24 protein-coding genes and 1 tRNA gene are annotated in these 24,321 nt (G+C 73.6%); 10 read left to right on the top strand and 15 right to left on the bottom strand.

Features of this window, described 5'->3' with window-relative positions; genetic code table 11:
• Nucleotides 1-2 precede the first annotated feature (2 nt).
• Together ACV7NM_RS07780 and ACV7NM_RS07775 are read left to right on the top strand one after the other, a co-directional pair.
• A complete protein-coding gene (locus tag ACV7NM_RS07780; protein WP_463409591.1) occupies nt 3-677 on the top strand; it encodes an AIM24 family protein in 675 nt (224 codons plus the stop codon).
• Nucleotides 678-715: 38 nt separating this feature from the next.
• Nucleotides 716-958 carry a hypothetical protein gene (locus ACV7NM_RS07775; protein WP_463409590.1) on the top strand — a complete coding sequence of 81 codons (243 nt, stop codon included), beginning with the start codon at nt 716-718 and terminating at the stop codon, nt 956-958.
• 21 nt (nt 959-979) lie between these two features.
• On the opposite strand, the gene ACV7NM_RS07770 is transcribed toward ACV7NM_RS07775, so the two are convergent.
• The 4 genes from ACV7NM_RS07770 to zapE form a co-directional block, all read right to left on the bottom strand.
• Nucleotides 980-1,879 carry a polysaccharide deacetylase family protein gene (locus ACV7NM_RS07770; protein WP_463409589.1) on the bottom strand — a complete coding sequence of 300 codons (900 nt, stop codon included), beginning with the start codon at nt 1,877-1,879 and terminating at the stop codon, nt 980-982.
• Between the two features lie 18 nt (nt 1,880-1,897).
• Complete coding sequence (locus ACV7NM_RS07765; protein ID WP_463409588.1) at nt 1,898-2,794, bottom strand: PPK2 family polyphosphate kinase; 897 nt, start codon at nt 2,792-2,794, stop codon at nt 1,898-1,900.
• A gap of 606 nt (nt 2,795-3,400) precedes the next feature.
• On the bottom strand, nt 3,401-3,826 hold the full coding sequence (locus ACV7NM_RS07760) for an OsmC family peroxiredoxin (RefSeq protein WP_463409587.1): 426 nt from the start codon (nt 3,824-3,826) through the stop codon (nt 3,401-3,403).
• An 86-nt stretch (nt 3,827-3,912) separates the two neighbouring features.
• Entirely contained in the window at nt 3,913-4,947 is a 1,035-nt protein-coding gene (gene zapE / locus ACV7NM_RS07755) for a cell division protein ZapE (protein WP_463413868.1), read from the bottom strand.
• A gap of 108 nt (nt 4,948-5,055) precedes the next feature.
• Between zapE and ACV7NM_RS07750 the strand changes: the two genes are divergently transcribed.
• From ACV7NM_RS07750 to msrB, 4 genes are all read left to right on the top strand, one after another.
• Nucleotides 5,056-5,829, top strand: a complete 774-nt coding sequence (locus ACV7NM_RS07750) for a pyrimidine reductase family protein (protein ID WP_463409586.1) — start codon at nt 5,056-5,058, stop codon at nt 5,827-5,829.
• A gap of 147 nt (nt 5,830-5,976) precedes the next feature.
• Nucleotides 5,977-6,444: an indole-3-glycerol phosphate synthase gene (locus ACV7NM_RS07745; RefSeq protein ID WP_463409585.1), complete on the top strand. Its 468-nt coding sequence runs from the start codon at nt 5,977-5,979 to the stop codon at nt 6,442-6,444.
• 46 nt (nt 6,445-6,490) lie between these two features.
• Complete coding sequence (gene murC, locus ACV7NM_RS07740; protein WP_463409584.1) at nt 6,491-7,885, top strand: UDP-N-acetylmuramate--L-alanine ligase; 1,395 nt, start codon at nt 6,491-6,493, stop codon at nt 7,883-7,885.
• 23 nt (nt 7,886-7,908) lie between these two features.
• Entirely contained in the window at nt 7,909-8,322 is a 414-nt protein-coding gene (gene msrB / locus ACV7NM_RS07735; protein WP_463409583.1) for a peptide-methionine (R)-S-oxide reductase MsrB, read from the top strand.
• Between the two features lie 217 nt (nt 8,323-8,539).
• Here msrB and ACV7NM_RS07730 read toward each other — a convergent pair whose 3' ends face one another.
• Genes ACV7NM_RS07730 through ACV7NM_RS07710 form a run of 5 tightly spaced genes read right to left on the bottom strand, consistent with a single transcriptional unit; the run spans nt 8,540 to nt 13,860 of the window.
• A complete protein-coding gene (locus ACV7NM_RS07730; protein WP_463409582.1) occupies nt 8,540-9,502 on the bottom strand; it encodes an NAD-dependent epimerase/dehydratase family protein in 963 nt (320 codons plus the stop codon).
• Nucleotides 9,499-10,590: a cytochrome P450 gene (locus ACV7NM_RS07725; protein ID WP_463409581.1), complete on the bottom strand. Its 1,092-nt coding sequence runs from the start codon at nt 10,588-10,590 to the stop codon at nt 9,499-9,501. Before ACV7NM_RS07725 ends, ACV7NM_RS07730 begins: the two co-directional genes overlap by 4 nt.
• Nucleotides 10,587-12,080, bottom strand: a complete 1,494-nt coding sequence (locus ACV7NM_RS07720) for a class I adenylate-forming enzyme family protein (RefSeq protein ID WP_463409580.1) — start codon at nt 12,078-12,080, stop codon at nt 10,587-10,589. Before ACV7NM_RS07720 ends, ACV7NM_RS07725 begins: the two co-directional genes overlap by 4 nt.
• Complete coding sequence (locus ACV7NM_RS07715) at nt 12,080-12,820, bottom strand: glycosyltransferase (RefSeq protein ID WP_463409579.1); 741 nt, start codon at nt 12,818-12,820, stop codon at nt 12,080-12,082. The genes ACV7NM_RS07720 and ACV7NM_RS07715 overlap by 1 nt, the downstream gene beginning before the upstream one ends.
• A complete protein-coding gene (locus tag ACV7NM_RS07710) occupies nt 12,817-13,860 on the bottom strand; it encodes a 3-oxoacyl-ACP synthase III family protein (protein WP_463409578.1) in 1,044 nt (347 codons plus the stop codon). The genes ACV7NM_RS07715 and ACV7NM_RS07710 overlap by 4 nt, the downstream gene beginning before the upstream one ends.
• Before the next feature lie 311 nt (nt 13,861-14,171).
• Between ACV7NM_RS07710 and ACV7NM_RS07705 the strand changes: the two genes are divergently transcribed.
• Together ACV7NM_RS07705 and ACV7NM_RS07700 are read left to right on the top strand one after the other, a co-directional pair.
• On the top strand, nt 14,172-16,241 hold the full coding sequence (locus ACV7NM_RS07705; protein ID WP_463409577.1) for a phosphocholine-specific phospholipase C: 2,070 nt from the start codon (nt 14,172-14,174) through the stop codon (nt 16,239-16,241).
• 146 nt (nt 16,242-16,387) lie between these two features.
• Nucleotides 16,388-17,200 (top strand): alpha/beta fold hydrolase, encoded by an 813-nt coding sequence (locus ACV7NM_RS07700; protein WP_463409576.1) that lies wholly within the window; start codon nt 16,388-16,390, stop codon nt 17,198-17,200.
• A gap of 52 nt (nt 17,201-17,252) precedes the next feature.
• Here ACV7NM_RS07700 and ACV7NM_RS07695 read toward each other — a convergent pair.
• The 3 genes from ACV7NM_RS07695 to ACV7NM_RS07685 form a co-directional block, all read right to left on the bottom strand.
• A tRNA-His gene (locus ACV7NM_RS07695) sits at nt 17,253-17,325 on the bottom strand.
• Nucleotides 17,326-17,399: 74 nt separating this feature from the next.
• A complete protein-coding gene (locus ACV7NM_RS07690; protein WP_463409575.1) occupies nt 17,400-18,179 on the bottom strand; it encodes a CTP synthase C-terminal region-related (seleno)protein in 780 nt (259 codons plus the stop codon).
• Nucleotides 18,180-18,305: 126 nt separating this feature from the next.
• On the bottom strand, nt 18,306-18,821 hold the full coding sequence (locus ACV7NM_RS07685) for a hypothetical protein (RefSeq protein WP_463409574.1): 516 nt from the start codon (nt 18,819-18,821) through the stop codon (nt 18,306-18,308).
• 134 nt (nt 18,822-18,955) lie between these two features.
• Here ACV7NM_RS07685 and ACV7NM_RS07680 point away from each other — a divergent pair, with 134 nt between their 5' ends.
• Nucleotides 18,956-19,801 carry a LysR family transcriptional regulator gene (locus ACV7NM_RS07680; protein ID WP_463409573.1) on the top strand — a complete coding sequence of 282 codons (846 nt, stop codon included), beginning with the start codon at nt 18,956-18,958 and terminating at the stop codon, nt 19,799-19,801.
• 30 nt (nt 19,802-19,831) lie between these two features.
• Here the strand turns inward: ACV7NM_RS07680 and treZ are convergent, their stop codons facing one another.
• Nucleotides 19,832-21,583: a malto-oligosyltrehalose trehalohydrolase gene (gene treZ, locus ACV7NM_RS07675; RefSeq protein WP_463409572.1), complete on the bottom strand. Its 1,752-nt coding sequence runs from the start codon at nt 21,581-21,583 to the stop codon at nt 19,832-19,834.
• A 117-nt stretch (nt 21,584-21,700) separates the two neighbouring features.
• On the opposite strand from treZ, the gene ACV7NM_RS07670 reads away from it, so the two are divergent.
• On the top strand, nt 21,701-22,264 hold the full coding sequence (locus ACV7NM_RS07670; RefSeq protein ID WP_463409571.1) for an FHA domain-containing protein: 564 nt from the start codon (nt 21,701-21,703) through the stop codon (nt 22,262-22,264).
• 219 nt (nt 22,265-22,483) lie between these two features.
• Here ACV7NM_RS07670 and ACV7NM_RS07665 read toward each other — a convergent pair whose 3' ends face one another.
• Entirely contained in the window at nt 22,484-23,728 is a 1,245-nt protein-coding gene (locus ACV7NM_RS07665; RefSeq protein WP_463409570.1) for a M14 family zinc carboxypeptidase, read from the bottom strand.
• A 217-nt stretch (nt 23,729-23,945) separates the two neighbouring features.
• Nucleotides 23,946-24,311 carry a hypothetical protein gene (locus ACV7NM_RS07660; protein ID WP_136216655.1) on the bottom strand — a complete coding sequence of 122 codons (366 nt, stop codon included), beginning with the start codon at nt 24,309-24,311 and terminating at the stop codon, nt 23,946-23,948.
• Between the last annotated feature and the right edge of the window lie 10 nt (nt 24,312-24,321).

The following is a 24,321-nucleotide window of genomic DNA, read 5'->3' as shown; positions in this document are numbered from 1 at the left end:
CCATGAAGAGTGATCTTTTCGCGTCCGAGAACCTGGTCCAGACCTCCGCCGTACCCGGCATGACCCTCCAGAACGCCAAGTCCGTCAAGTACACCGTCAACGGGGAGATGCTGGCCCGCCAAGGATCGATGGTCGCCTTCCGCGGCAACCTCCAGTTCGAGCGCAAGGGGCAGGGCATAGGCGGCATGCTCAAGCGCGCCGTGACCGGTGAGGGGCTGGCCCTGATGTCGGTGCGCGGTCAGGGCGAGGCCTGGTTCGCCCACCAGGCCGCGAACTGCTTCATCGTGGAGTTCGAGCCCGGCGACGCCCTGACCGTCAACGGACGCAACGTCCTGTGCTTCGACCCGTCGCTGTCCTACGAGATCAGGATGGTCAAGGGCGCGGGCATGACCGGCGGAGGCCTGTTCAACAGCCTGTTCACCGGCACCGGCAAGCTCGCGGTGATGTGCGAGGGCAACCCGATCATCATCCCGGTCACCGCACAGGCGCCGGTCTACGTGGACACGGACGCGGTGGTCGGATGGAGCGCCTCCCTGGAGACCGGGCTGCACCGCTCCCAGTCGATCGGGTCGATGATCCGCGGCGGCTCCGGGGAGGCCGTCCAACTCAAGCTCAGCGGCGAGGGTTTCGTCATCGTCCGCCCCAGCGAGGTCACCGAGGCGCCCGCGGCCCACTGAACGGCCCCTTGCGGGCGGGGGTGGGTACCCTCGTCCGCATGGACCGTGAACAGCGGAACGAAGAACGGGACGAGGGGCCGGACGAGGGGCGGCGGGACGAGGGGCGCGACGCCCCCTACTGCCCCGCCCCGGCCGCGCCCGCCGGGCGGTTGGACGGGCCGCCGTACGCGGACTGCCTGGAGTGCGGCAAGCCCACCGAGTACGGGGTCGCCACCCCCGGCGTGGTGCTGTGCCCGGTGTGCGAGTGGCAGGACGCGCAGCGCTCCGCCTGCTCGGGATAGCCCGGACTCCGTCCCGCCCGCCTACTTCCCGATCAGGTCGGAGACCTTCACGAAGCGGTAGCCGCGCTTGCGCAGCTCGGGGACGACCGTGCGGACGGCCTGTTCGGTGACGGGCGCGGCGCTGCGCGTGCAGTGCATGACCACCACCGAGCCAGGCTTCACCCCGCTCAGCACCTGCTCGGCCACCGCTTCGGGGTCCTTGGCGAAGGCGTCGCCGCTGACGACGTCCCATTGCACGGCCGTCACCTTGGCCGGTGACAGCGCCCGCAGGGCCTGGTCGTCGTAGCACCCGCCGGGGAAGCGGAAGTAGGGGACGGTGTTGACCGCGCCCGCCGTCCGGAAGGCGGCGAAGGCCCGGTCCACATCGGCCTTCGCGGCGGAGGCGTCGAGCGCGGGGAGCCCGTAGCAGGGGGACTTGAAGGCGTGGTGGCTGTAGGAGTGGTTGGCGATCTCGAAGTTGGGATCGGCGCCGATGGCCTTCGCCTGGTCCGGGTACTCCTCCGCCCAGCGGCCGGTCATGAAGATCGTGGCCGGCACCTTGAGGGCGCGCAGCGACGAGATCAGCTGCGGGTTGTCGAAACGTTCCCCCGAGGCGGCGCGAGGGCCTTGATCGGAGGTCATGTCCGCGTCGAAAGTCAGTGCCACGGTCTTGTCGGTCCGCTGCTTCGCCCGTTCGAAGACGGGCGTCAGGCCGTTCGGACCGGGCGGCAGGACCGCGACCGAGGCCGGAGCGCCGGCCTTCGGCGAGCCCGAGGGGACGGCGGACGGCGAGGCGGCCGCCGGGGCCGCCGGGTTGGCCGGGGTGGCCATCCGGGCCTGGTTGGCGGGCTTCGGCGAGCCGGTGCCGCCCCCGCAACCGGCGAGGGCGGCACCGAGGGCGGCCACGGCCGCGGCTTTGCGCACTGCTACGGAGAGGGTCACGCCAGGCAAAATATCCGACTATGTGGCAAGTAGACGCGCGCGGCACTCGTCTACGTCGAAATCAGCACCCGGATAGCGCGGGTCCATGTCCTCCAGATGCTCCGTCAGGAGCTTGCCGATGGCCCAGTTGCGGTACCACTTGCGGTCGGCGGGCACCACGTACCAGGGCGCGGCGTCCGTGGAGCAGCGCTCCAGCGCCAGCTCGTAGGCGCGCTGGTACGCCGGCCACAGTGCCCGGTCGTCGATGTCGCCCGCGTTGAACTTCCAATGCTTGGACGGGTTGTCGAGCCGGGCCAGCAGCCGTTCGCGCTGCTCCTCGTAGGAGATGTGGAGGAAGGCCTTCACCACGGTCACGCCGTCCTCGACGAGCGACTCCTCGAAGCGGTCGATCTCCTCGTAGCGCCGGTTCAGCTCGGAGCGGGGAACCAGCTCGCGGACGCGGGCGATCAGGACGTCCTCGTAGTGCGAGCGGTCGAAGATGCCGATCTCGCCGGGCCGGGGGAGGGCCTTCGCGACTCGCCACAGGAACGGATGGCTCCGCTCCTCGGGGGTGGGCGCCTTGAAGGCCCGGACGCGGCAGCCCGAGGGATTGAGGAAGCCGATCACGTGCTTGACCGTGCCGCCCTTGCCGCTGGTGTCCATGCCCTGGAGGACGAGCAGGACCCGGCGCCGGTCGCCCTTGGTGCTCGCGGCGTACAGCCGTTCCTGGAGCGAGGCGAGCGGAGCGGCCATCCTGGCCATGTCGGCCACCCCGTCCGCCTTGCGGAACGGGGCGCCCGGCGTCGAGGATGGGTCGACGGCGCTGAGGTCGACCCGGCCGGGCGGGACGCGCAGCAACGCGCGCAGGGAGGAGTTCCCCGCCTTGCCCCGGCCGCCCTTCTTCGCGGCGGGCTTCGCCCCGTCCTTCTTCGCCATCGCCGTCCACCCCGATCAGTCGACTTCGTCCGATCATCCGACATCGGGCGCGGCGGCGCACGGTGAGGCGCCTGAAGTGGCTCCAGGGACCGGTCACCGCGTAGGTGGTCCCGGGGGGGGCGGGCGTTGACGTACATCGTCCGGACGGCGGGGGAGAAGGTGACCGGCGAATGTGCCGGCGCGGGAGCGCGCCCGGTAGGAGAACCCGACCGGCAGGCTTAGCGGCCCGTCCGGGTGGGGGACGAGCGGCCCTCATCCCCGGCGGACCGGGGAGGCGCCCGCCGCTCCGGTGAACACCGCGGCGAGCACCCCGCTGAAGGTGACGGCGGCCGCGGCGAGCAGGCTGCGACGGGTGACGGGCCTCGGCAACTCCCGGCTACGGGGCGGACCGTGTGACCGAGCCGTGGAACCACGCGGGCTCCGCCCCGCCCGGTGCCCCGCGCCGAGCGGTCACCCCCGCGGGCGGCGCCGCATGCGCGACGATCGGCCCGACACCTGCGCGATCGGCCCGACGCCTGCGCAGCCGGTTTGGGGGCCTGCGCGGCCGGTCGGCGGGGCGGTGTCCGCCACCGTGGCGACCGGCCGCGTCCGGGGGTCGGGTCGGCGTCAGATCAGCTCGGCGCTCAGGGTGATCGTCGTACCCGTCAGGGCCTGGCTGACCGGGCAGTTCTTCTTCGCGTCCTCGGCGGCGGCCGCGAAGGCGTCGGCGTCCAGACCGGGGACCTCGGCGCGCACCGTCAGGTGGATGCCGGTGATGCCCTCACCCGGCTGGAACGTCACGTCCGCCTTGGTCTCCACCCGGGTGGGCGGGGTGCCGGCGCCGTCGAGGCCGTGCGAGAGGGCCATCGAGTAGCAGCTGGAGTGGGCGGCGGCGATCAGCTCTTCCGGGCTGGTCTTGCCGTTCGCGGCCTCGGCGCGCGAGGGCCAGGAGACATCGAACGAACCCCGGCCCGAGGAGTCGAGGGTGACGACACCCGAGCCCTTGAGGAGGTTGCCCTCCCAGTCGGTGTGCGCGGTACGCGTGGTGGCCATGGTGGATCCCTTCGCAGAAGTGGAAACGACCGGACCGGACGTACGCGTGACGATCCGTACGCGCGAACGGCCCGGCGCCACCCAACCTACTGGGCCACCAGCCCCTTCGCGTCGCGTGCCAGGGCGGTGAGCCGGGATATGGCGCGGAAGTACTTCTTCCGATAGCCCCCGCCCAGCATGTCGTCACTGAACAGACGGTCGAACGGAACGCCCGAGGCGAGGACCGGTATCTCGCGGTCGTACAGCCGGTCGGCGAGGACCACCAGTCGCAGCGCCGTCGACTGGTCCGGGACGGCGCCGACATCGGTCAGGCACACCGCCGATATCCCGTCGGTCAGCGCTCCGTAGCGACTCGGGTGCACCTGGGCCAGGTGCTCCAGCAGCCCCGGGAAGTCATCCAGGCTCGCGCCGGGCGTCGCGTACGCGGCCTTGGTCACCTGCTCGTCCGAGAACGGCGCCGGCGCCTCCGGCAGCCCCCGGTGCCGGTAGTCCTGGCCGTCGATCCGCAGTGGCCGGAAGTGCGCGGACAGTCCCTGGATCTCCCGCAGGAAGTCGGCCGCGGCGAACCGGCCCTCGCCGAGCTTGCCGGGCAGCGTGTTCGAGGTCGCGGCCAGCGCCACGCCCTGCTCGACGAGCCGGCTGAGCAGCGAGGACACCAGCACGGTGTCGCCCGGGTCGTCGAGTTCGAACTCGTCGATGCACAGCAGCCGGTGGCCGCCCAGGGTCTGCACGGTCTGCTGGAAGCCGAGCGCGCCGACCAGGTTGGTCAGCTCCACGAACGTTCCGAAGGCCTTCAGCGCGGGCTCGGCAGGGGTGGCGTGCCACAGGGAGGCCAGCAGGTGCGTCTTGCCGACGCCGTAGCCGCCGTCGAGGTAGACCCCGCTCGGGGCGGGGGCCGCCGCGGCCTGCTTCCTCGAGAACCAGCGCCGCTTGCCCGAGCCGGCGGCGTGCGCCCCGCCCAGCCCGGCGGCGAAGGCGCTCAGCACGGTGACGGCCTCGCGCTGGCTGGGCTGGGTGGGGTCGGGCTCGTAGGTGTCGAAGCGCACCGAGTCGAAACGCGGCGGCGGCACCATCTCGGCGACCAGTCGTTCGGCGGGCACGCGGGGGGCCCGGGCGCACAGGGCCTGGGGGCCCGCGTCGGCTGTCGGCTGCCGCCCGGAGGCCTGACCAGAGGTCGTGAGAGAGGTTGACACAGCCCTTAACTCTACGGGCCGTGGCACACTGCGACGATGCGACGCCTGTTCCCTGTGACCGATCAGACATCAGCAGACCGGAGCGACCGTCCGTGGTCGTTGGACGAGCTCGCGGAGGCCTACGCGTATCCCGAGCTCGGCCCCGACGGCCATTGGCTGCGGGCCAACATGGTCTCGACCCTGGACGGAGCCGCCCAGCACGACGGCCGCTCCCAGCCGATCTCCGGCGAGACCGACATGGCGATCTTCGGCACCCTGCGCGCCTTGGCGGACGTGATCGTCGTCGGCGCGGAAACGGTTCGCCAGGAGGGCTACCGCCCGGCGCGGGCCCGGGAGGCCTTCGCGGAGCGCCGCAGGGCCTCGGGGCAGGGCCCCGCGGCAGCCATCGCGGTGATCACCGCGAGCATGGACCTGGACTTCTCCCTGCCCTTGTTCGCCTCCCCCCTCGTGCCGACCCTGGTCCTGACCGGAGCCGCCGCGTCCGCCGAACGGGTGGCCGAGGCGACCGGGGCGGGGGCGGAGGTGGTGCTCGCGGGCGAGGGGGCGGCCGTGGACCCCGTACGGGCGGTGCGGGAACTCGCCGCGCGCGGGCTGCGCCGTCAGCTCACCGAGGGCGGCCCCCGGCTGCTGGGGCAGTTCGTGGCCGCCGACGTACTGGACGAGCTGTGCCTGACGATCTCCCCGATGCTTACGGCGGGCGACGCCCAGCGCATCGCCGGAGGCCCCTCCGTCACGGTTCCGCACCGGCTCGCGGCGGCCGGTGTGCTGGAGGAGGCCGGCTTCCTCTTCACCAGTTACCGTCGAATCTGAACAAGGGGCGGAATTCGCCGTTCCGCTTTGCTTCCGCTGGGCACATACCTGGGCAGAGATATCCGCGCAAGCCCGCGCGAGAGCGGGGCAGGATGGTTTCCGCAGAGGTCGGCCCACCGGCCTCGGCCCATGAAGGAGAGGGCGTCCGTGTTCACGAGCGTATTGATGATCGAGCAGCCGCTGACCCCGGTGGACGTGGACTTCGTCACCACCCTGCACGGAGACGACGAGGTCTCGTTCGTCGTCCTGATGCAACCGAGGGGTGACCAGGACAGGCTGTTGCGCGCGATCGACGACGTGGCGCTCGGTGAGCTCCCCGAGGCCATCCACGAGGGCGACGAACCGGAGGGCGCCGCCGCCCGCCGCCCCGCCGCCCAGGCCCTCGAACACTCGCTGGAAGCCCTGCGCAGAAAGGGCGCCAAGGCCGTGGGGCAGCTCGTCGAGGACCACCCGCTCGACCGGCTCAAGGCCGTCGTGGACGAGACCGGGGCCGACGAGGTGATCGTCCTGACCGCCCCGCACTTCGTCGAGGAGTTCTTCCACCGGGACTGGGCCTCCCGCGCGCGGCACAAGGTCGGCGTTCCGGTGCTCAAGCTCTTCGCCCACAACGAATAGGCTGGCCCCGGCTCACCCCTTGCAATCGATACCTGGAGCGACCTGAATGAAGCCCGGCCTGCCGACCGCCATGGAACGGCCCCACTTCATCGGCATCGGCGGAGCCGGCATGTCCGGCATCGCGAAGATCCTCGCCCAGCGCGGCGGGCGGGTGGCCGGCAGCGACGCCCGTGACTCCGAGACCGCCCGGGCGCTGCGCGCCCACGGCGTCACGGTGCACATCGGGCACGCCGCCGGCCACCTCGCGGACGACTCCACCTGCGTGGTCGTCTCCAGCGCCATCCGCGCCGACAACCCCGAGCTGGCCCGCGCCGCCGAACTCGGCATCCCGGTAGTGCACCGCTCCGACGCCCTCGCCGGCCTGATGGACGGCCTGCGACCGATCGCCGTCGCGGGCACGCACGGCAAGACCACCACCACCTCGATGCTGGCGGTGTCCCTCTCGGCCCTGGGCCTGGACCCGTCCTACGCCATCGGCGGCGACCTGGACGCCCCCGGTTCCAACGCCCACCACGGCGAGGGCGACATCTTCGTGGCCGAGGCGGACGAGAGCGACCGCAGCTTCCACAAGTACGCCCCGCAGGTCGCGATCATCCTCAACGCGGAGCTCGACCACCACGCGAACTACGCGTCGATGGAGGAGATCTACGAGTCCTTCGAGACGTTCGTCTCGAAGGTCGTCCCCGGCGGCACCCTGGTCGTCGCCCACGGCCAGGCCGGTGCGGCCGAGATCGCCGCCCGCGTCGCCGGGCGGGAGGGACTGCGGGTCGTCACGTACGGCGAGGAAGCCGAAGCCGACGTCCGGATCACGAAGATCACCCCGCGCGGCCTGACCAGCGAGGTCACGGTCGTCCTGGACTCGCGGATGCTCACCTTCACCGTCTCCGTCCCGGGCCGCCACTACGCGCACAACGCCGTCGCGGCGCTCGCCGCCGGGGTCGCGCTCGGCATCCCGGCCCACAACCTCGCCTCCGCCCTCGGCAAGTACACCGGCGTCAAGCGCCGCCTCCAGCTCAAGGGCGAGGCCGCGGGCGTGCAGGTCATCGACTCCTACGCGCACCACCCCACCGAGATGACCGCCGACCTGGAGGCCATCCGGGGCGCCGCGGGAGACTCCCGCATCCTCGTCGTCTTCCAGCCCCACCTCTTCTCGCGCACGCAGGAACTCGGCAAGGAGATGGGCCTGGCCCTGGCCCTGGCCGACGCCTCCGTGGTCCTGGACATCTACCCGGCCCGCGAGGACCCCCTCCCCGGCGTCACCAGCGAGATCATCATCGAAGCGGCCCGGACGGCGGGCGCCGACGTCGCCGCCGAGCACGACAAGGACGCCGTCGCCGACGTCATCGCGGGAATGGCGAAGCCCGGTGATCTCGTTCTCACCATGGGCGCGGGCGACGTCACGGATCTGGGACCGCAGATCCTCGCCCGCCTGTCGGGCTGAGAGTCAAAGGGAGCGGGAACGTCATGGCGTACGAGGTCGAGAAGACGGACGAGCAGTGGCAGGCGGAGCTGACCCCGTCCGAGTACCAGGTGCTGCGCCTCGCGGGCACCGAACCGGCCTTCCGCGGTGAGTACACGGACACCAAGGCGGAAGGCGTCTACTCCTGTCGGGCGTGCGGCTCCGAGCTGTTCCGTTCCGACACGAAGTTCGAGTCGCACTGCGGCTGGCCGTCCTTCTACGACCCGAAGGACAGCGACGCCGTGGAGCTGATCGCGGACACCTCGCACGGCATGGTCCGTACCGAGGTCCGCTGCGCGAAGTGCGGCTCCCACCTGGGCCACGTCTTCGAGGGCGAGGGCTACCCGACCCCCACCGACCAGCGCTACTGCATCAACTCGATCTCCCTGCGCCTGACCCCGGACCCCAACGAGGGCTGATCGGGCCGCTACCGAGCGGGCCGTCCGGTTCAGCGCAGCCGGGCTGCCGGCTCGGCGAGCCAGGCACCGGGATCGTGGGCGGTTGCGGCGCGGTTCGCGACGGGCGCCGTGCTTTCGGCAGGGGTTATGAGTGCTCGCGCTGCATGTGGTCGTTTACGGTGTCGAGGAGTTCCCGTAGCCGGTCGCGGGAGATCCAGGAGGCGGCTCCAGACCCTCCTCAGGCTGGTGCCTGGTCGCCGTCGCCGCGCCCACCGGTCTTCGAGGGCCCCGTTGTGGGGGTGGGTTGGGGCAGGCTGACGAGGTAGTCGGTCAAGGTGTGGGTCGGGGTCCAGCCCTGGGAGCGGGCGCGGGTCAGGTCCAAGGCCACCGGGTGGGCGAGTTGGTCGATCGCGTAGCGGCTCAGGGCCGGCTCGCCGCGGGAGAGCGTCTCCGAGAGCCGGGCCGCGGCGAGGGCCACGCCCGGTGGGAGGTGTCGGATGCGGGCCCGCACCCCGTGCGCGCGCAGGACCGCGCCGACGGCGGCGTCGCGGGAGTAAGGGCGCGCGTCCGCGATGTTGTACGCGCCCGGGGCCCAACTCGCCGCCGCCAGGCAGGCCTCGGCGAGGTTCTCCACCGCCGTCAGGCTGAGCCGTACGTCGGGACCGGGCAGCAGCAGTGTCCCGGCCCGGACGCGGGACAGCAGCCGGGGCAGCAACTGGGTGTCGCCGGGGCCGTAGACGGCCCTGGGGCGCAGCACCACCGCACCGGCGGCCAGCGCCAAGGCCTCGCCCGCAGCCTTCGTACGGCCGTAGGCGTTGAGCTGCCCGGCCCTGGGGTGCTCCTCGCGGACCAGGGAGCGGTCCCGGCGCGGATCGTAGACGCTGGCGCTGCCGACCCAGACCACCGGGCGCCCGGCCGCGGCCCGCAGCATCCGGGCGGTGCCGTCGACGTTCACCGCCCGCATCGCGGCCTCGGCGGCCGCGCCGGGCGAGGGGTCACCGACCGCCGCCGCACAGTGCACCACCAGGTCGGTGTCGGAGAGGTCCGGTTCCGCGCGGGCCGCGTCCCAGTACCGGTGCGAGCCGACCGGCCCGGGACGGCGGCCCACGCACACCACCTCCGCCCCGCTCGCGGCGGCCGCCCGGGCCACGTGCCCGCCACAGAAGCCGCTCGCGCCGGTCACGGCGATACGGAGCCTCACGCGCCCGCCCCCACCGTCATGACGCGCCACCCCGGCAGGGCCGCCCGCCGGTCCACCCGGGCCCGGGTCACCACCGGCCGGTGCGGGGCCAAGGCCTCCAGCACGTCAGCCAGTTGGGCCCGCGCGAGCGCCGCCCCCGGACACATGTGCGGCCCCGCCCCGAACACCAGCGCGGCCACGCCCGCCGGGGCGGGCCGGCGGGCGTCCGGATCACGCCGGTGGGCTCCGACAGCGTGCCGAGCGACCAGCAACAGCCGGTCCCCGGCGCGCACCGGGCAACCCGCGACCGAACCGTCCGTCGCCGCCACCCGGGGCAGCAGCGGCGAGGCCGCCGTGACCCGCAACAGCTCGTCCACCAGCCGGGGCCGCAGCCCCGGATCGTGCGCCTGGTCCCACAGACGGGCGTCGGCGCACCAGGCCACCGCCCGGGGCAGCGCCGCCACGGTGGTGTTGACGGCGGCCACCGCGACCATCGCCGCCAGGGCGTCGTCCGGCGGGCCGCCCAGCAGCTCCCGCAGCCGGGCCGCGGTACGGGACGCCGCGGCCCGCGCCCCCGGCCGGGGTGGCCCCGGCAGGTGCCCGCGCACGGAGGCCGCCGCCGCTTCGGCCGCCGCCAGGGCGACGGCCCGAGGGTCGGCCGGGCAGTCCAGCAGCGCGCAGACCACCACCCCGGCCAGCTCCCGCGCCAACTCCACCACGTCGACCTCGCCGCCACCGGCCAGAGGCAGGAGCCGACGCAGGAGCAACGGCTGCCAGAGCGCGCGGAGTTCCCCGATGCCCGCCCCGCCGAGCCGCTCGGCGAGCGCCCGCCGGTCCGCGCGGTGTCCGCTGCCCTCCTGGTCGAACAGCACGCCCCCGTCGCCCTCCAGCGCCGCCCGGGCGGCGCCGCCCGTGGTGCCCGGCGCGGTCCGGTCGAGCGGCAGCCGGGTCAGTGCCTCGCGGTAGGCCCGCGCGTCGTGGACGAGCACGGAACCGCCGATCCGGCGTACGGGCCGGCCGCGGGTGGCGGCGAGCAGCCCGAACAGCAGCGGGTGGCCGCCCAGGTAGACCCCGCGGTCACGCCGCCGGGCCTTCGCGGGTGAGTTCACCGGGCACCGCCCTTTCCCTTGCGCAGGGCGGCCGCCGCCAGCTTCGAGGCCGCCGCCCGGTCCGGTTTGCGCGAGCGCCCGGCCAGCGGGACGTCCGCGAACAGCAGCGCGTCGGGCCGCGCCGTCCCCATCCGCCGCAGCGGTTCCGACAGGGCCGCCCGCAGCGCCGGTTCGGGCACCCCGCGCTGCGGCTGGACGACGGCCACCAGCCGCTCGTCCCCGTCGTCGGCCGGAACCCCGACGAGCACCCCCAGTTCCACGCCCGGTACGTGCAGGGAGGGTTCGTACAGGCCCGGGTAGATGTTCTCCGCCCGCCGCAGCACCATGTCCTTGCAGCGGCCCTCCAGGACGATCCGCCCGGCCGCGTCCAGCCGCGCCCTGTCCCCCGTACGCACCCATGCGTCGCGCTCCTCGCCCAGGTAGCGGTCCCGGGCCGCCGGTCCGCTCAGCAGGAGCTGCCCGGCCGCGTCCCGTTCGGCCCGCACCCCCGGCAGCGGCGCGCCCACCAGGTCCCCCGAGCCGGTGAAGGCGGCCTTCTCCCGCGACTCCACCGCGGCGGCCGGGAACAGTTCCGTCAGCGCGTACACGCCCCACGCCTGGTCGGCGCCCGCGTCGCGGACACGGCTGAGCAGCCCGGCCCCGGCCGGCGCCGAACCCGTCCACACCCGGCCCCCGAACACCGCCCCGGCGGCCAGGGCGTCCCGCAGCCGCGGCGGCGTGAGGTAGGTGTCCTGCGGGCGGAGCCGGGCCAACTGCCGGGCCAGCGCCCGCCCGGAACGGGCCGGCAACGCGACCGGCGCACCGCGCGTGAGGGAGGGGACCAGGACGAAGAAGGTGCCGCCGAGCACGGGCTCGCCGGGCCGGGCGCCCGAGAACAGCGCCGACACCGTCTCCATCCCCGCCGCCAGGCTCGCCCGGGTGTGCACCACCGCCCGTGGCCGCGACGTCGTCCCGGAGGTGAACACGATCACCGCGTCCCCGTCCCCTTCGAAGCCCGCCGGGACCCCGGCGCGCGGGGCGTCCCGCTCCAGGGCGGGCGCGCACCACGGCAGCCGCCGCCCGACCGTCGCCACCGGACCGCCCAGACCCGCCAGCTCCGGCAGCTCCAGCCGGGCGCGCCGGGCCGCCGGCGCCGCCCAACCCGAGACCGCCTGCGCGGCGGCGTCGGCGAGCACCAGCGCCGGCCGGGCCAGCGCCAGGCGGGCCCGCAGCACCTCGGGCCCCGCGCCCGGGTCGAGCACCGCCCCGCGCAGCCCGAGCCGCCACAGCGCGAGCAGCATCGCCAGGGCCCGCGGCCCGGGCCGCACGGCCACCGCGACGGTGTCGCCGGCGCGCAGCCCGCGCGCGTGCAGCGCGGCGGCGTACGCGTCGGAGAGCCCGGCCAGTTCCCCGCGGGTGGCCCGCACCCGGGGGGCGCCGCCCCGGCCGGCGGTGAGGACCGCGGGCAGCTCGGGGCGGGCGCGCAGAGCGTGTTCGAGTCGGTCCAGCATCAGCGCGGGTCGTCCGTTCCGTGAGTGCCGCTGCCCTGGTCCAGGTACCAGCGGGCGGTGCCGCGGAGCCCGTAGGCCCGCAGCCGCCGCGTCGAGTTCTCCACGACCATCGCGCGGCAGCGCGTGATCCGGTCGGTGTGCCGGCGCACGGCGTTCAGGAACAGCCGGTCCGTCGGCGAGGGGCGCCGGGGCATCCCGCCCACGGCGAGGTACAGCTCGGCGGTGATGGCCATGTTGTTCCCCGCGTGCATCCGGTACGGGGCGAGGTAGCCGTGCCCGCGCGCGTGCCGGGGCCGCAGCCGGCCGAACAGCGCGGCGAGCGCCACCAGAGCCGCGAACCCGCCCCGGCCGAGCGGCCCGTGCTCGTCGCGTCGGGCGGTGATCCGTCCGCAGACCAGGCCCGGCCGTCCAAGGAGCGCGTCCCGCGCCGCGGCCGTCCAGCCGGGGCGGGGCAGACAGTCGGCGTCCGTGCGGGCCAGCAGGGTCGCGCCCTGCGCGATCGCGTACCGGAAGCCGGTGTCCACGGCGCAGCCGACGCCCTTCTCCGGCTCCTCGATCACCTCCACCGTGAACGGCGCCCGCGCCGCGAACTCCCGGGCGACGGCCGCGGTGCCGTCGGTCGACGCGTTGTCGACGACCAACAGGGTGAAGTCCCGGTCCCGCTGCCGCTCAAGGGCCCGCAGCGTGTCGCCGAGGCGGGTCTCCTCCTGGTGCGCGGGCACCACCACCCACAGGTTCACGACTTCTCCCAGACCATCGTCATGATGCTGATGCCGCCGCCGAGCCCGACGAACAGCACCCGGTCCCCGGCGGCCAAACCGCCGAAGACCCGGTCCAGTTGCACCCCGATGCTCGCGCTCGCCACGTTCCCGAGCTCCGGCACGGTCACCACCAGCTTGTCGGCCGGCACGCCGGTCAGCTCCGCGAACCTCTCCAGGTAGGGCACGGTCACCTGGTGCACCAGCACCTTCGCGAAGTCGTCCCAGTCCATCCCCATCCGGTGCAGGGTCCGGTCGACGACCGCCGTGCCGACCTTTTCGAACACCCCGCGCAGCTCGTGTCCGTCGCCCTGGAAGTAGGTGTACGCGTCCCCGCGCGGATGGCGGGAGCCACCGCCCGGTATGCCGCCGACCTCCCAGTGCGCCGAGTGGGTCTCGGTGTCCACGTCCAGGATGCCGCCGTGTTCCACCGCCTCCACGACCACCGCCGCGCCCGCGTCGCCGAAGGTGTAGCCGGCGAAGCCCGCGCGGAACTCGGCGGCGTCGGCGGGCGCCCTGCGCACCGCCCGGCTCGGGGTCTCGCCGGTGACCACCAGCGCCCGGTGCGCCCGGCCCGAGAGGATCACGGAACGGGCCAGGTCGATCCCGTTGACGAAGCTGTTGCAGGCGTTGGTGACGTCCAGGGCGTGCGCCCTGGACCCCAGCTCGGCCTGCACGATGTGCGCGGTGGCGGGCTCGACCACGTCGCGGGAGGCGGAGGCGAAGACCAGCAGGTCGATGTCGAGCGGGCCGAGGTCGGCGGCGGCCAGGGCCCGGCGGGCGGCGCCGACGGCGAGCGTGGAGGCGTACACCCCTTCGGCCGCTACCCGGCGCGAGACGATCCCGGTGGCCTGGGTCAGCAACCGCGGCGGCAGGGCGAGACCGCTGCGGGCGGCCACTTCCCGCTGGAGGTCGTCCGAGATGAGCACGTCCTCGGGCAGCAGGCAGGCGACGGCGGTGATCCCGGCGGCGTGCGGCCGTGACCGCGGGTGGGAGGGGCTGCGCCCTGACTGAGTGAACATGTCCCACACGATGGCAAGCGCGGCCGGTGCGGACCTGAGTACGGATGCTCAGATCGACCGTGGGCGGTGCCCGAGTAGCCGGTCTCGACCAAGTGCCTTGTGCACGAGGTCTGTTGTGTGCGGGCGGGGCGTCGTACCGTGCCCCCGGCGGAGCGGGGGAAGCCCCTCCCCGCGCCCCTCCGTTCCCCGTCCGGCCCTTTCGTTCTCCATCTGTACGGCACAAGGTCAGACAGGGATCTCCGTCCGGTCCCCCTGGACCGCTGTCCTTGGGGCGCCCCTCGACCCCCTCCACACCCCCAGAGGTCTTCACCGTGGCTGAACTCAACCGTCGCAGGTTCCTGCAGATCGCGGGCGGCACGGCCGCCGCCGCCATGCTGAACGAGAGCATCGCTCGGGCCGCCGCCATTCCGGCACAGGGCAGCACCGGAACCATCCAGGACATCGAGCACATCGTCGTCCTGATGCAGGAGAACCGTTCCTTCGACCAGTACTTCGGCACGATGAAGGGAGTGCGCGGCTTCGGCGACCCGAGGCCCGTGCTCCAGGACAACGGCAAGTCGGTCTTCTACCAGTCCAACGGGACGAAGGACGTACTGCCCTTCAACCCGCAGGTCGCCGATCTGGGCATGCAGTTCGTCGAGGGCCTCAACCACGACTGGGCGGGCGGCCACCAGGCCTACAACAACGGCAAGTACGACAAGTGGGTCCCGGCCAAGACCGCGACGACGATGGCGTACATGACGCGGAACGACATCCCGTTCCACTACGCTCTCGCCGACGCCTTCACCGTCTGCGACGCCTACCACTGCTCCTTCATCGGCGCCACCGACCCCAACCGTTACTACATGTGGTCCGGTTACACGGGCAACGACGGCGTGGGCGGCGGCCCGGTCCTCGGCAACCAGGAGGCCGGCTACGGCTGGAAGACCTACCCCGAGCGGCTGGAGGCGGCCGGGGTCTCCTGGAAGATCTACCAGGACATCGGCGACGGCCTGAACGCCGCCGGCTCCTGGGGCTGGATCAGCGACGCGTTCCGCGGCAACTACGGCGACAACTCGCTGCTGTACTTCAACAGCTACCGCGACGCCCAGCCCGGCAGCGCCCTCTACGAGAAGGCCCGTACGGGCACGAACGCCAAGGCCGGCGACGGCTACTTCGACAAGCTCCGCGCGGACGTCGTGGCCGGCGCCCTGCCCCAGGTCTCCTGGATCGCCGCCCCGGAGGCTTTCAGCGAGCACCCGAACTGGCCCGTCAACTTCGGCGCCTGGTACATCTCGCAGGTCTTGGACGCGCTGACCGCCAACCCGGCGGTGTGGGCGAAGACGGCGTTCTTCATCACCTACGACGAGAACGACGGGTTCTTCGACCACGTCGTCCCGCCGTACCCGCCGACGTCCTCGGCCTGGGGCCTGTCCACGGCGGACGTCTCGAAGGACCTGTACGCCGGGGGCGGCGGCTACACGGCCGGCCCGTACGGCCTCGGCCCGCGCGTCCCGATGATCGTCGTGTCCCCCTGGAGCAAGGGCGGCTACGTCTGCTCCGAGACCTTCGACCACACCTCGGTGATCAGGTTCATGGAGAAGCGCTTCGGCGTCCAGGAGCCCAACATCTCGCCGTGGCGCCGCGCGGTGTGCGGTGACCTGACGTCCGCGTTCGACTTCACCAAGGCGGACGCCTCTCCCGCGCCGCTGCCCTCCACCGCCGGATACGTCCCGGCGGACCACAACGCGCACCCCTCCTACCACCCGGTCCCGCCGGCCACCGGCACCCTGCCCAAGCAGGAGGGGGGCGCCAAGCCGACGCGCGCGCTCGGCTACGCCCCGTACGTGGACGGCAAGGCCACCGTCTCCACCGGCAAGTTCACCCTGACCTTCTCCTCCGGCCCCACCCTGGGCGCCCACTTCCACAGCACCTCCGGCAACCGCACCGACGGCCCGTGGCCCTACACGGTCGAGGCGGGCAAGACCCTGTCGGACACCTGGAGCACCAGCAGCTCCACCGGCTACCAGATCAACCTCAGCGTCTGGGGCCCGAACGGGTTCCTGCGCACCTGGAAGGGCCCCGCCAAGAAGGCGGGCCCCGAGGTCACGGCCCGCCACGACGCGGCCACCGGCAACCTCAAGCTGACCCTGACCAACTCCGGCACGACCGCCGTCAACCTGACCGTGACCAACGCCTACAACGGCGCGGCCGCGACGTCCCAGACCGTGCGGGTCGCGGCGGGCGGCACGGCCTCGTACACGGCGGACCTGTCCGCGACGGGCCGCTGGTACGACGTCAAGGTCGTCTCGGACGCCGACGCGACCTTCCTGCGCCGCTTCGCGGGGCACGTGGAGACGGGCGCGCCCGGCATCTCGGACTCGGCGATCAGCACCGTCTGACGCGCGCGTCCGCACCACGCGGCAGCCGTCGTCCCGGGACCGGCACCTCCCCGGGACGGCTGCTTCCACACGTCCCTCGGCCGGCCGGCGGGTTCCGGACGTGGGTCGCGGGGGCGGTGGGGGCCCACGGTGTGACGGGGGGAGCGGTGGGCAGAACGTACGGCGTCGGTTTCCACGCCACCCCCGTCACCGAGGGAGAACGCATGGCCATCGCCCACCGCAGGATCGGCACCGGCCCCATTCGCGTCGTCGTGTTGCACGACTGGTTCGGTACGTCCGCCAGCTGGGGTTCCGTGCTCGACTACCTGGACCCCGAGGGGTTCTCGTACGCCTTCCTCGACTACCGGGGCTACGGCGAACGCCGGGACGTCACCGGCCGGTACAGCCTCCCGGAGATCGCCGACGACGTCCTCGAACTCGCCCACCAGCTCGGCTGGGACACCTTCTCGTTGCTGGGCCACTCCATGGGCGCCAAGGCGGCACAGCAGGTGTTGGTCCGGGCGCCCGAACGGATCGAGAAGCTCATCGGGCTCGCCCCGGTGCCGGCGGCCCCGTACGAGATGGACGACGCCACCCACGAACTCTTCTACGGCGCCCCCGAGAACCCCGAGAACCGGCGCGTCATCCTGGACCTGGTCACCGGCAACCGCGCGAGCCGGCACTGGGTGAACGGCATGGTCGCCCACTCGCGGGCGATCTCCCGCCCCGAGGCCTTCGCCGCGTACCTCGCGAGCTGGCAGCCGCTGGACCTGTCCGCGCAGGTGAAGGGGAACACCGTCCCGGTGCTGGCGCTCGTCGGCGAGTACGACCTCGCCCTGACCGCCGATGTGATGCGGGCCACCTGGAAGGTCTGGTACCCCAACTGCCGCGTCCGCACGATCCCCGGCGCCGGCCACTACCCGCCGCAGGAGACGCCGGTGGCGTTCGCGACCGAAATCGAGGCGTTCCTGCGGAGCTAGGAACGCCTGTGGGGGTACGAGGAAGAACCTCGTACCCCCACAGGGTCGACAGGGTGAGTGACGGGACTTGAACCCGCGGCCACCTGGACCACAACCAGGTGCTCTACCAACTGAGCTACACCCACCACGAAGGGCGGCGGACCACCCGTTCGTCGTGCACGCACAGCATAGCTGATCAGGAGGGTGGTCCTGCGACTCCTTATCGGGCGGCCGGGGCCTCGGCGGTGGGTGTCCGGGCGGTGTGGCTCCGGGCGCTGTGGTTCCGGGCGGCGTGCGACACGGCCGCCGCCGCGAGGGCCTTCACGATCGGGTGCGGCCTGGTGCCGTCACCGGCGAGCTCCGGCTGGAACAGGGTGGCCAGGAAGAAGGGGTGCCCGGGCAGCTCCGCGATGCGGACCTGCCCGTCCTCGTCGTGCCCCGACAAGCGCAGCCCGCCGGTCTCCAAGGCCGGCAGGTGGCGGGGCGCCGGACCGTAATCGCAGTGGTAGCGCTCCAGGCTCCGCTCGGCGCCGAGCACGGACTCGGCCAGCGAGCCCGGCTCGGCCCGTACGAGACCCTCGTGGCCGACGAGCGAGCAGGCGAGCGGAGCGATCACCGGGTCCTCGGCGTCGGGGTCGGTCTCTGCGTGCGCGGCGCCGCTGATCCCGCAGACGTTCCGGGCGTACTCCAGCAGCGCGTGCTGGAAGCCGCCGCAGGTACCGAGGAAGGGGACGCGCTCCTCGCGCGCGATCCGGATCGCCGCCAGCACCCCCGCCTCGCTGGCGTACGGGCTGCCGGGCAGCACCCACACCGCGTCGAACCGGGCGAGCGCCCCCGAGGCGGCTTCGGCCTCCGCGTCGGCGGTCGGGAGCCAGTAGGCGTCGAGGACCAGCCCGTCGCGGGAGGCGAGGGCGTCGAGGAGGAGCGGGATACGGGTGTGGGACTTCACGTGCGGGGAGCGGTCGCCGACCAGGACGATCCGTGCGGTGGTGGTGATCATGCGTCCCATCCTGGAGCCGTGAGGGCGTTCAGCGCCAACGATTGTTCCTGCATGATCGATAAGCAGAACTGATCGCCCCTGGGACGCGGCTCGGTTCGGCGCTTCAGCGCGTGGGCGCTTGGCGCCTCAGTGCTTCAGCGCGGCCTTGGTGGCCACGATGATCAGACCCAGGACGAGGTTGACGACGCCCTCGGCCGCCAACTGGCGACGGGTGGCGCCGGCGCGGGCAGCGCCGAGGCAGGCCCAGATGACCTGCTGTGCCACCGCCACGCCCATGGCCAGCCACGCCGTTCCCGCGTAGTCCAGCCCCAAGAGGCCGCTGAGGGCGACCGCGGCCGCGGGCAGCACCGCGGCCTCCACGATGGGCCACTCGTGTCGGGCGACCCGGCGGATCTCGTGCCGGCTCCAGGGCTCGCCGACCAGCCGTTCCCCCGCCAGCTGGGCGTAGACGTGGGTGGCCCAGAACACCAGGCCCGTGATGACCAGGAGGAGTACGAGCTGAAATCTTGGAAAGCTGCCGGTGGCGCCGGCGGTGGCCACCACGGAGGTGGCGAGGAGGGAGCCGTACACGGCGCCGGCGGAGTCGGTACGGGATGCGCGCAGCGGCCTGCTGCGGCCCGCGGGGCCACTGGGGATGCTCACCCCGCCCACGATAAGGACGTCGGGGCCGGGGCCCGCCCGGGCGCGCCGAACGCGGGTGACGGCGGGCGCCCCGCGGAGCGGCCCGGGGCCGGCTCCGGGGAAGAGGCCGCGGAGCCGGTGGCAGGCTGGGGCGCATGGATCCGCACCTGCTCCGCACGTTCGTCACCGTCGTCCGGCTGACCTCCTTCTCCGCCGCCGCTCGGGAGCTGGGCTACACCCAGTCCGCCGTCTCCCAGCACATCGCCGCCCTGGAGTCGGACCTGCGGGCCGAACTGCTGACCCGGCGGCCCGTGGCGCCGACGCCCGCCGGGGAGCGGCTCCTCGAACACGCCGGGCCGCTGCTGCTGCGCCTCGACGCCGCCCGCGCCGACGTGCTGCGGCTGGCCGCCGCGCCGCCCGGGCGGGTCACCCTCGCCGTGTCCCCGCTGGCCGTCGGCCCCCGCCTGCTGTCCGCCCTCCCCGCGACCGGGGTCACCCTGCGCGTGCTGCCCCCGGGGCAGGTGCCGGCCGTCGTCGCCGCCGGGGGTTGTGACCTCGGGCTCGTCGACGGTCCGGCCGCTCCCAGCGATCCGCTCCGGCTCCCCGACGTGGCCCCGCTGCGCGTCACCGGCGTCGCGGAGGAGGAACTCGCGGTCCTGTTCCCGGCCGGGCATCCGTACGCCGGGCGGGCCGCCGTCCGACTGGACGACCTGGCCGACGCGCGCTGGCTCGACGCCCCCGGGGTGGGGCTCGCGCCCGCCGCCGTCCGCACCGCCCCGTCCCTGCGCTACGACGGCACCGACCTGCACGCCCTGTGCGCCCTCGCCGCCGCCGGCCACGGCCTGGCCCTGCTGCCGCTGCGGGTGGCGCGGGCCGCCCGCGCCGGGGTCGCCGTACCGCTGGAGTCGCCGCGTCTGGTGCACCGTACGGAACTCCTCGCGCCGGGCGCCCCCACGGGCGCGGCGCTCGCCGTCGCCGCGCGGCTCACGCAAGCGCCGTAGGGGCTCACGATCCCGCGCCACCGGCCGGGCTCACGGTCCCAGGATCACCGCCGACTCGCCCGGGACGTGGATGCGTCCGTCCCCGCCGGGCTGTTCGAGGGGTTCCCAGGCGGCCAGCACACGGACCCCGTTGCGGCCCAGCGCGATCGTCACCGGCTCGCGGGAGAGGTTCACCGCCACGCGTACGTCACCGCGCCGGAAGGTCAGCCAGCGCCGCTCCTCGTCGTAGGCGACGCGGACCGCCCCCAGGTCCGGGTCGCGCAGGTCCGGATGGCCGCGGCGCAACGCCACGAGGGTGCGGTACCACTCCAGCAGCCGGGCGTGCCCCACCTGCTCCGGCTCGCTCCAGTCCAGGCAGGACCGGTCCCGGGTGGCCGGGTCCTGCGGGTCGGGGATCTCTTCCTCCTTCCAGCCGTGCGCCGCGAACTCCCGGCGCCGGCCGGTCCGTACGGCCTCCGCGAGCTCCGGATCGGGGTGGTCGGTGAAGTACTGCCACGGCGTGTCCGCGCCCCATTCCTCACCCATGAACAGCATCGGCACGAACGGCCCGGTCAGCGCGAGCGTCGCCGCGCACGCCAGCAGCCCCGGGGACAGCGAGGCGGACAGCCGGTCGCCCAGCGCCCGGTTCCCGATCTGGTCGTGGGTCTGCGTGTAGCCCACGAACCGGTGCGCGGGCGTCCGACGGCGGTCGACGGGGCGGCCGTGGGTGCGGCCCCGGAAGGAGGACCAGGTGCCGTCGTGGAAGAAGGCACGGGTCAGGGTTTTGGCGAGGGCCGCGAACGGGGTCACCGCGAAGTCGGCGTAGTACCCCTGCGACTCGCCGGTGAGGGCGCAGTGCAGGGCGTGGTGGAAGTCGTCGTTCCACTGGGCGTGCAGGCCGAGGCCACCGGCCGCGCGCGCGGTGGTGGTGCGCGGGTCGCACTGATCGGACTCGGCGATCAGGAACAGCGGCCGGGCGGTCTCCGCCGCCAGCCCGTCCACGGCCGCCGCCAACTCCTCCAGGAAGGTCAGCGCCCGCCCGTCGGCCAGCGCGTGGACGGCGTCCAGCCGCAGTCCGTCGATCCGGTAGTCCCGCAGCCAGGCCAGGGCGCTGCCGATGAAGTACGCCCGGACCTCGTCCGAACCGGGCGCGTCCAGGTTGACCGCCGCGCCCCACGGCGTGCGGTGGGTGTCGGTGAAGTACGGCCCGAAGGCGGGGAGGTGGTTCCCGGACGGACCGAGGTGGTTGTGGACCACGTCCAACACCACGCCCAAGCCGGCCGAGTGCGCCGCGTCCACGAACCGGGCCAGCCCGGCCGGCCCCCCGTACGGCTCGTGCACCGCCCAGGGCGCGACCCCGTCGTACCCCCAGCCGTGCCGGCCGGGGAAGGGGCACACCGGCATCAGCTCGACGTGCGTGATGCCGAGCGAGGTGAGGTGGGGGAGGCGGGCGGCGGCCGCGTCGAAGGTGCCCTCGGGGGTGAAGGTACCGACGTGCAGCTCGTAGAGGACCGCGTCCTGGAGGGGGACGCGCGGTGACGGCGCGTCGGGACGCAGCGGTGTGAAGTCGACCACTGCGGACAGGCCGTCCGGACCGTCGGGGAGACGACGGCCGCGCGGGTCGGGCAGGGGCCGCGGATCGTCGTCCAGCAGGAAGCCGTACCGGTCCCCGTCGCCGGCCGGGGCTTCCACGACCCACCAGCCGGCGCGGTCGGGCGCCGGATCACGGGTCATCTCGTAGGCGGTGTCGTTCAGTCGCACGGCGACCCGACCTGTCTGCGGTGCCCACACCTCGAACTGCACGGACGGTCCCCTCGTCTCCGGCGGTACCTGGCCCTGTCGCCCTCACTGGGGCCCATCATCCCGGCAGGGGCGGGGGAGTTCTGGACACTCTGCCCACGACGGGCCGACAATCACCCTGTGACGTCCGGTTTCGAGTTCCCCGCCTATCCCGCGCCGCGGGTCTCCGACGCCCAGCGCGACCGAGTGCTGGGGGAGCTCCGCGAGGGGGCGGCGCTGGGCAGGCTCTCCCACGACACCTTCCTGCGACGGATGGAACTCGCGCTCATCGCCCGCCGGTCCGAGGAACTGGCCGCCCTGACCGCCGACCTCCAGGCGCGGGAGCAGGCCGAAAGCCCCTGGGCGCGTCGCCTGTTCGGCTGGGTCGGCCGCGCCTCGGCCGTCAGCGTCGGCGTCCGTCGCGCCTGGCGCACGGAGAAACTGCCCACGCTGCTGATGCCGCACCCGAGCGCCGCACCCCTGCGGATCGGCCGCGACCCCGGCAACGGACTGCGGCTCAGCCACGAGACCGTCTCGCGGGCGCACGCCGAACTCGGCCTGCGCGACGGCGTGTGGGTGCTCACGGACCTCGGTTCGACGAACGGCACCACCGTCAACGGGCGACGGGTGACCGGCTCCGCGATGGTCCGTGACGGCGATCAGGTCGGCTTCGGGCAGATGTCCTTCCGGCTCTCCGCCGGATAGACCGTTCGGGGCGCGCCGCTGCGGGGGCCCGGCGTCGCGTACGAGGAGTCGCAGCCGCGCCCGCCGGGGTTGGAGGACCGACTCGGCCCCGTCCTGTTCGGCGCCGACCCGCGGGTGTGGTTGCTGCTCGCCGAACGAGGGCGCGATCCGTTTCCACGACCGGCTCGGCGCCACCGGCCGCCACAAGCGCCGCTACTCCCTCCCTGCGGGGCCCGCCCCCTACCGGATGGCCGCCGTCAGCCGCTCGCACGCCGCGAATGCCGTCCGGGACTGGTGCTCGACCTGGGTGGCCACCGGTACCCAGCGGGCCTGGAACCGCGCCGCGAACTCCTCGCACCAGCCGGTGACGAGCCGGTCCAGCCCGGCCGCGGCCGGGTGACCCTGCGCCCGCAGCACGCGCAGCAGCATCGCGGCGGCGCGCAGCGACAGCCGCCGGCCGAACGCGTCGATGCTGCCGATGTGGGCCGTCGTGGCCTCGGTGGGAGCCCCCGGGCCGGCCCACTCCGCGGCGATCCGTGGGGTCAGCGCCAGCGTCCAGTCCACCGCGCGCAGCAGCGGCGCGACCCCGCCCGGCGGCGCGCAGTCGCGTACCTCGTCCCGAACGGCGGCCACCCGGGCGGTGTCGGCGGTGAGCCGGGCGGCCAGCATCCGCAGGGCGCGCCGGGGATCGGGGTGCGGAGCCGGGTCGTCCACCGAGTCGGAGGCCCACATCGGGACTTCGACGATCGCGGTGGTACCCGCGTAGCGGTGGGCGTGGTACCAGGTGCTGAGCCGGGTGTCCTCGGGGTGGAAGGCTCCGTCGGGTCCGCTCCCCGGCTCGGGCATGACGAAGATCCCCGGCCCCGGCGAGGGCCAGCCTGTGGCGTCCGACGCCCCCGTCTCGACGGGGATGCGCAGCTCGGCGGCCGACTTGGCGAACGGCTCCGCGAGACCGGGTATGTCCTGGGTGAGCTGCACCCAGGAACCGCCGAGGTCGGTGCCGTGCAGGGAGACCTGGAGGACGGGCCGCAGTTCGTCGATCAGCGAGGTCAGGGCCACGGTCTCGGGCGGCAGCCGGTCCGGGGGCAGTAAGGACGGCGCCCACTCGGGCTGTTCGGGCCCCTGGGGCCGGAAGAAGGCCCGGTGGTAGTCGAGGAGCGAGTACGGGCGCGGCGTGCGGTGCAGGGCCGCGCCGTCCGGGTCGGCGCAGAGCAGGAAGTGCCAGCCGCAGCCGTTGGCGGCGGCCGGCTCGGCGATGATGCGGCGGGCCAGGGCGAGCGCGGTCGCCCCGCCGACGGGCTCGTTGGCGTGCGCCCCGGCGACGACCAGTACGTTCTCGTCCGGCCGCGCGGCGTCGACGGACAGCACCCAGAGGGGTTCCCCGCCCCGGGAGAGGCCGACGCGGCGCACCCGGGCCCGGGCCGGATGTTCGTCCGCCAGGGAGTGTGCGGCCACGGCGAGTTGGTGCGGGGTGGGGTAGCGCATGTCTCGAAGGAGGGTCACACCTCATGCCATGCCCGCCGCGCACGCCCCGTACTGCTCCGCGCGCCCCTCATTTCTCCGAAAATCCGGGAAAAGCCCTGGCCAACGCCTTGCCGGGGGTGATCCGGGGAACGATCTACAAGGGGCCCGGGGGCGCCGGGTCCCGGGTTGCGAGTCCCGGGTTCCCAGTCCCGGGTTGCGGGTTCCGAGTCCCGGGTCCTCAGGAGTCCTCGTCGAAGGCCCCCGACTCCACTTCGAGGGCGAGCTGCTGGAGGACCTGGATCGAGGAGAGGTCCGTCCGACCGCTGTCGTGCGCCATCGCGAGACTCGTGAAGGCCAGGCTGAAGCCGGCGACCATCGTGTGCAGGGCCGGACCGAGGGCCTCGGCCACCAGACGGGCGACCTGCTGCGGGGAGGACTCGGCCGGAACGCTGATCGAGGGCAGCATCTCGTTCAGCAACTGGGTGACGACCCCCGCTTCCGCCGCGGGGACCTCGTCCTCCTCCCCGGCCTCGGCCGCCCTGCGGATCTCCTGGGCTTCGGTGAGGATGCCGATGACTCGCTTCAGAACCTCTGCGCGTTCCATCCTGGGAGGG

The organism is Streptomyces sp. Tek67B01 (assembly GCF_055231995.1).
The sequence above is the reverse complement of the archived record's forward strand: the minus strand, read 5'-3'. Positions and strand labels throughout refer to the sequence as shown.

What these genes read in the sequence shown, in the direction of transcription:
- ACV7NM_RS07720 (WP_463409580.1), bottom strand. Translation starts at nt 12,080, where the DNA reads ATGCTGGACCGACTCGAACACGCTCTGCGCGCCCGCCCCGAGCTGCCC.
- ACV7NM_RS07660 (WP_136216655.1), bottom strand. Translation starts at nt 24,311, where the DNA reads ATGGAACGCGCAGAGGTTCTGAAGCGAGTCATCGGCATCCTCACCGAA.
- murC (WP_463409584.1), top strand. Translation starts at nt 6,491, where the DNA reads ATGAAGCCCGGCCTGCCGACCGCCATGGAACGGCCCCACTTCATCGGC.
- ACV7NM_RS07750 (WP_463409586.1), top strand. Translation starts at nt 5,056, where the DNA reads ATGCGACGCCTGTTCCCTGTGACCGATCAGACATCAGCAGACCGGAGC.
- ACV7NM_RS07760 (WP_463409587.1), bottom strand. Translation starts at nt 3,826, where the DNA reads ATGGCCACCACGCGTACCGCGCACACCGACTGGGAGGGCAACCTCCTC.
- ACV7NM_RS07780 (WP_463409591.1), top strand. Translation starts at nt 3, where the DNA reads ATGAAGAGTGATCTTTTCGCGTCCGAGAACCTGGTCCAGACCTCCGCC.
- ACV7NM_RS07775 (WP_463409590.1), top strand. Translation starts at nt 716, where the DNA reads ATGGACCGTGAACAGCGGAACGAAGAACGGGACGAGGGGCCGGACGAG.
- ACV7NM_RS07680 (WP_463409573.1), top strand. Translation starts at nt 18,956, where the DNA reads ATGGATCCGCACCTGCTCCGCACGTTCGTCACCGTCGTCCGGCTGACC.
- ACV7NM_RS07710 (WP_463409578.1), bottom strand. Translation starts at nt 13,860, where the DNA reads ATGTTCACTCAGTCAGGGCGCAGCCCCTCCCACCCGCGGTCACGGCCG.
- ACV7NM_RS07765 (WP_463409588.1), bottom strand. Translation starts at nt 2,794, where the DNA reads ATGGCGAAGAAGGACGGGGCGAAGCCCGCCGCGAAGAAGGGCGGCCGG.
- ACV7NM_RS07665 (WP_463409570.1), bottom strand. Translation starts at nt 23,728, where the DNA reads ATGCGCTACCCCACCCCGCACCAACTCGCCGTGGCCGCACACTCCCTG.
- msrB (WP_463409583.1), top strand. Translation starts at nt 7,909, where the DNA reads ATGGCGTACGAGGTCGAGAAGACGGACGAGCAGTGGCAGGCGGAGCTG.
- ACV7NM_RS07690 (WP_463409575.1), bottom strand. Translation starts at nt 18,179, where the DNA reads ATGATCACCACCACCGCACGGATCGTCCTGGTCGGCGACCGCTCCCCG.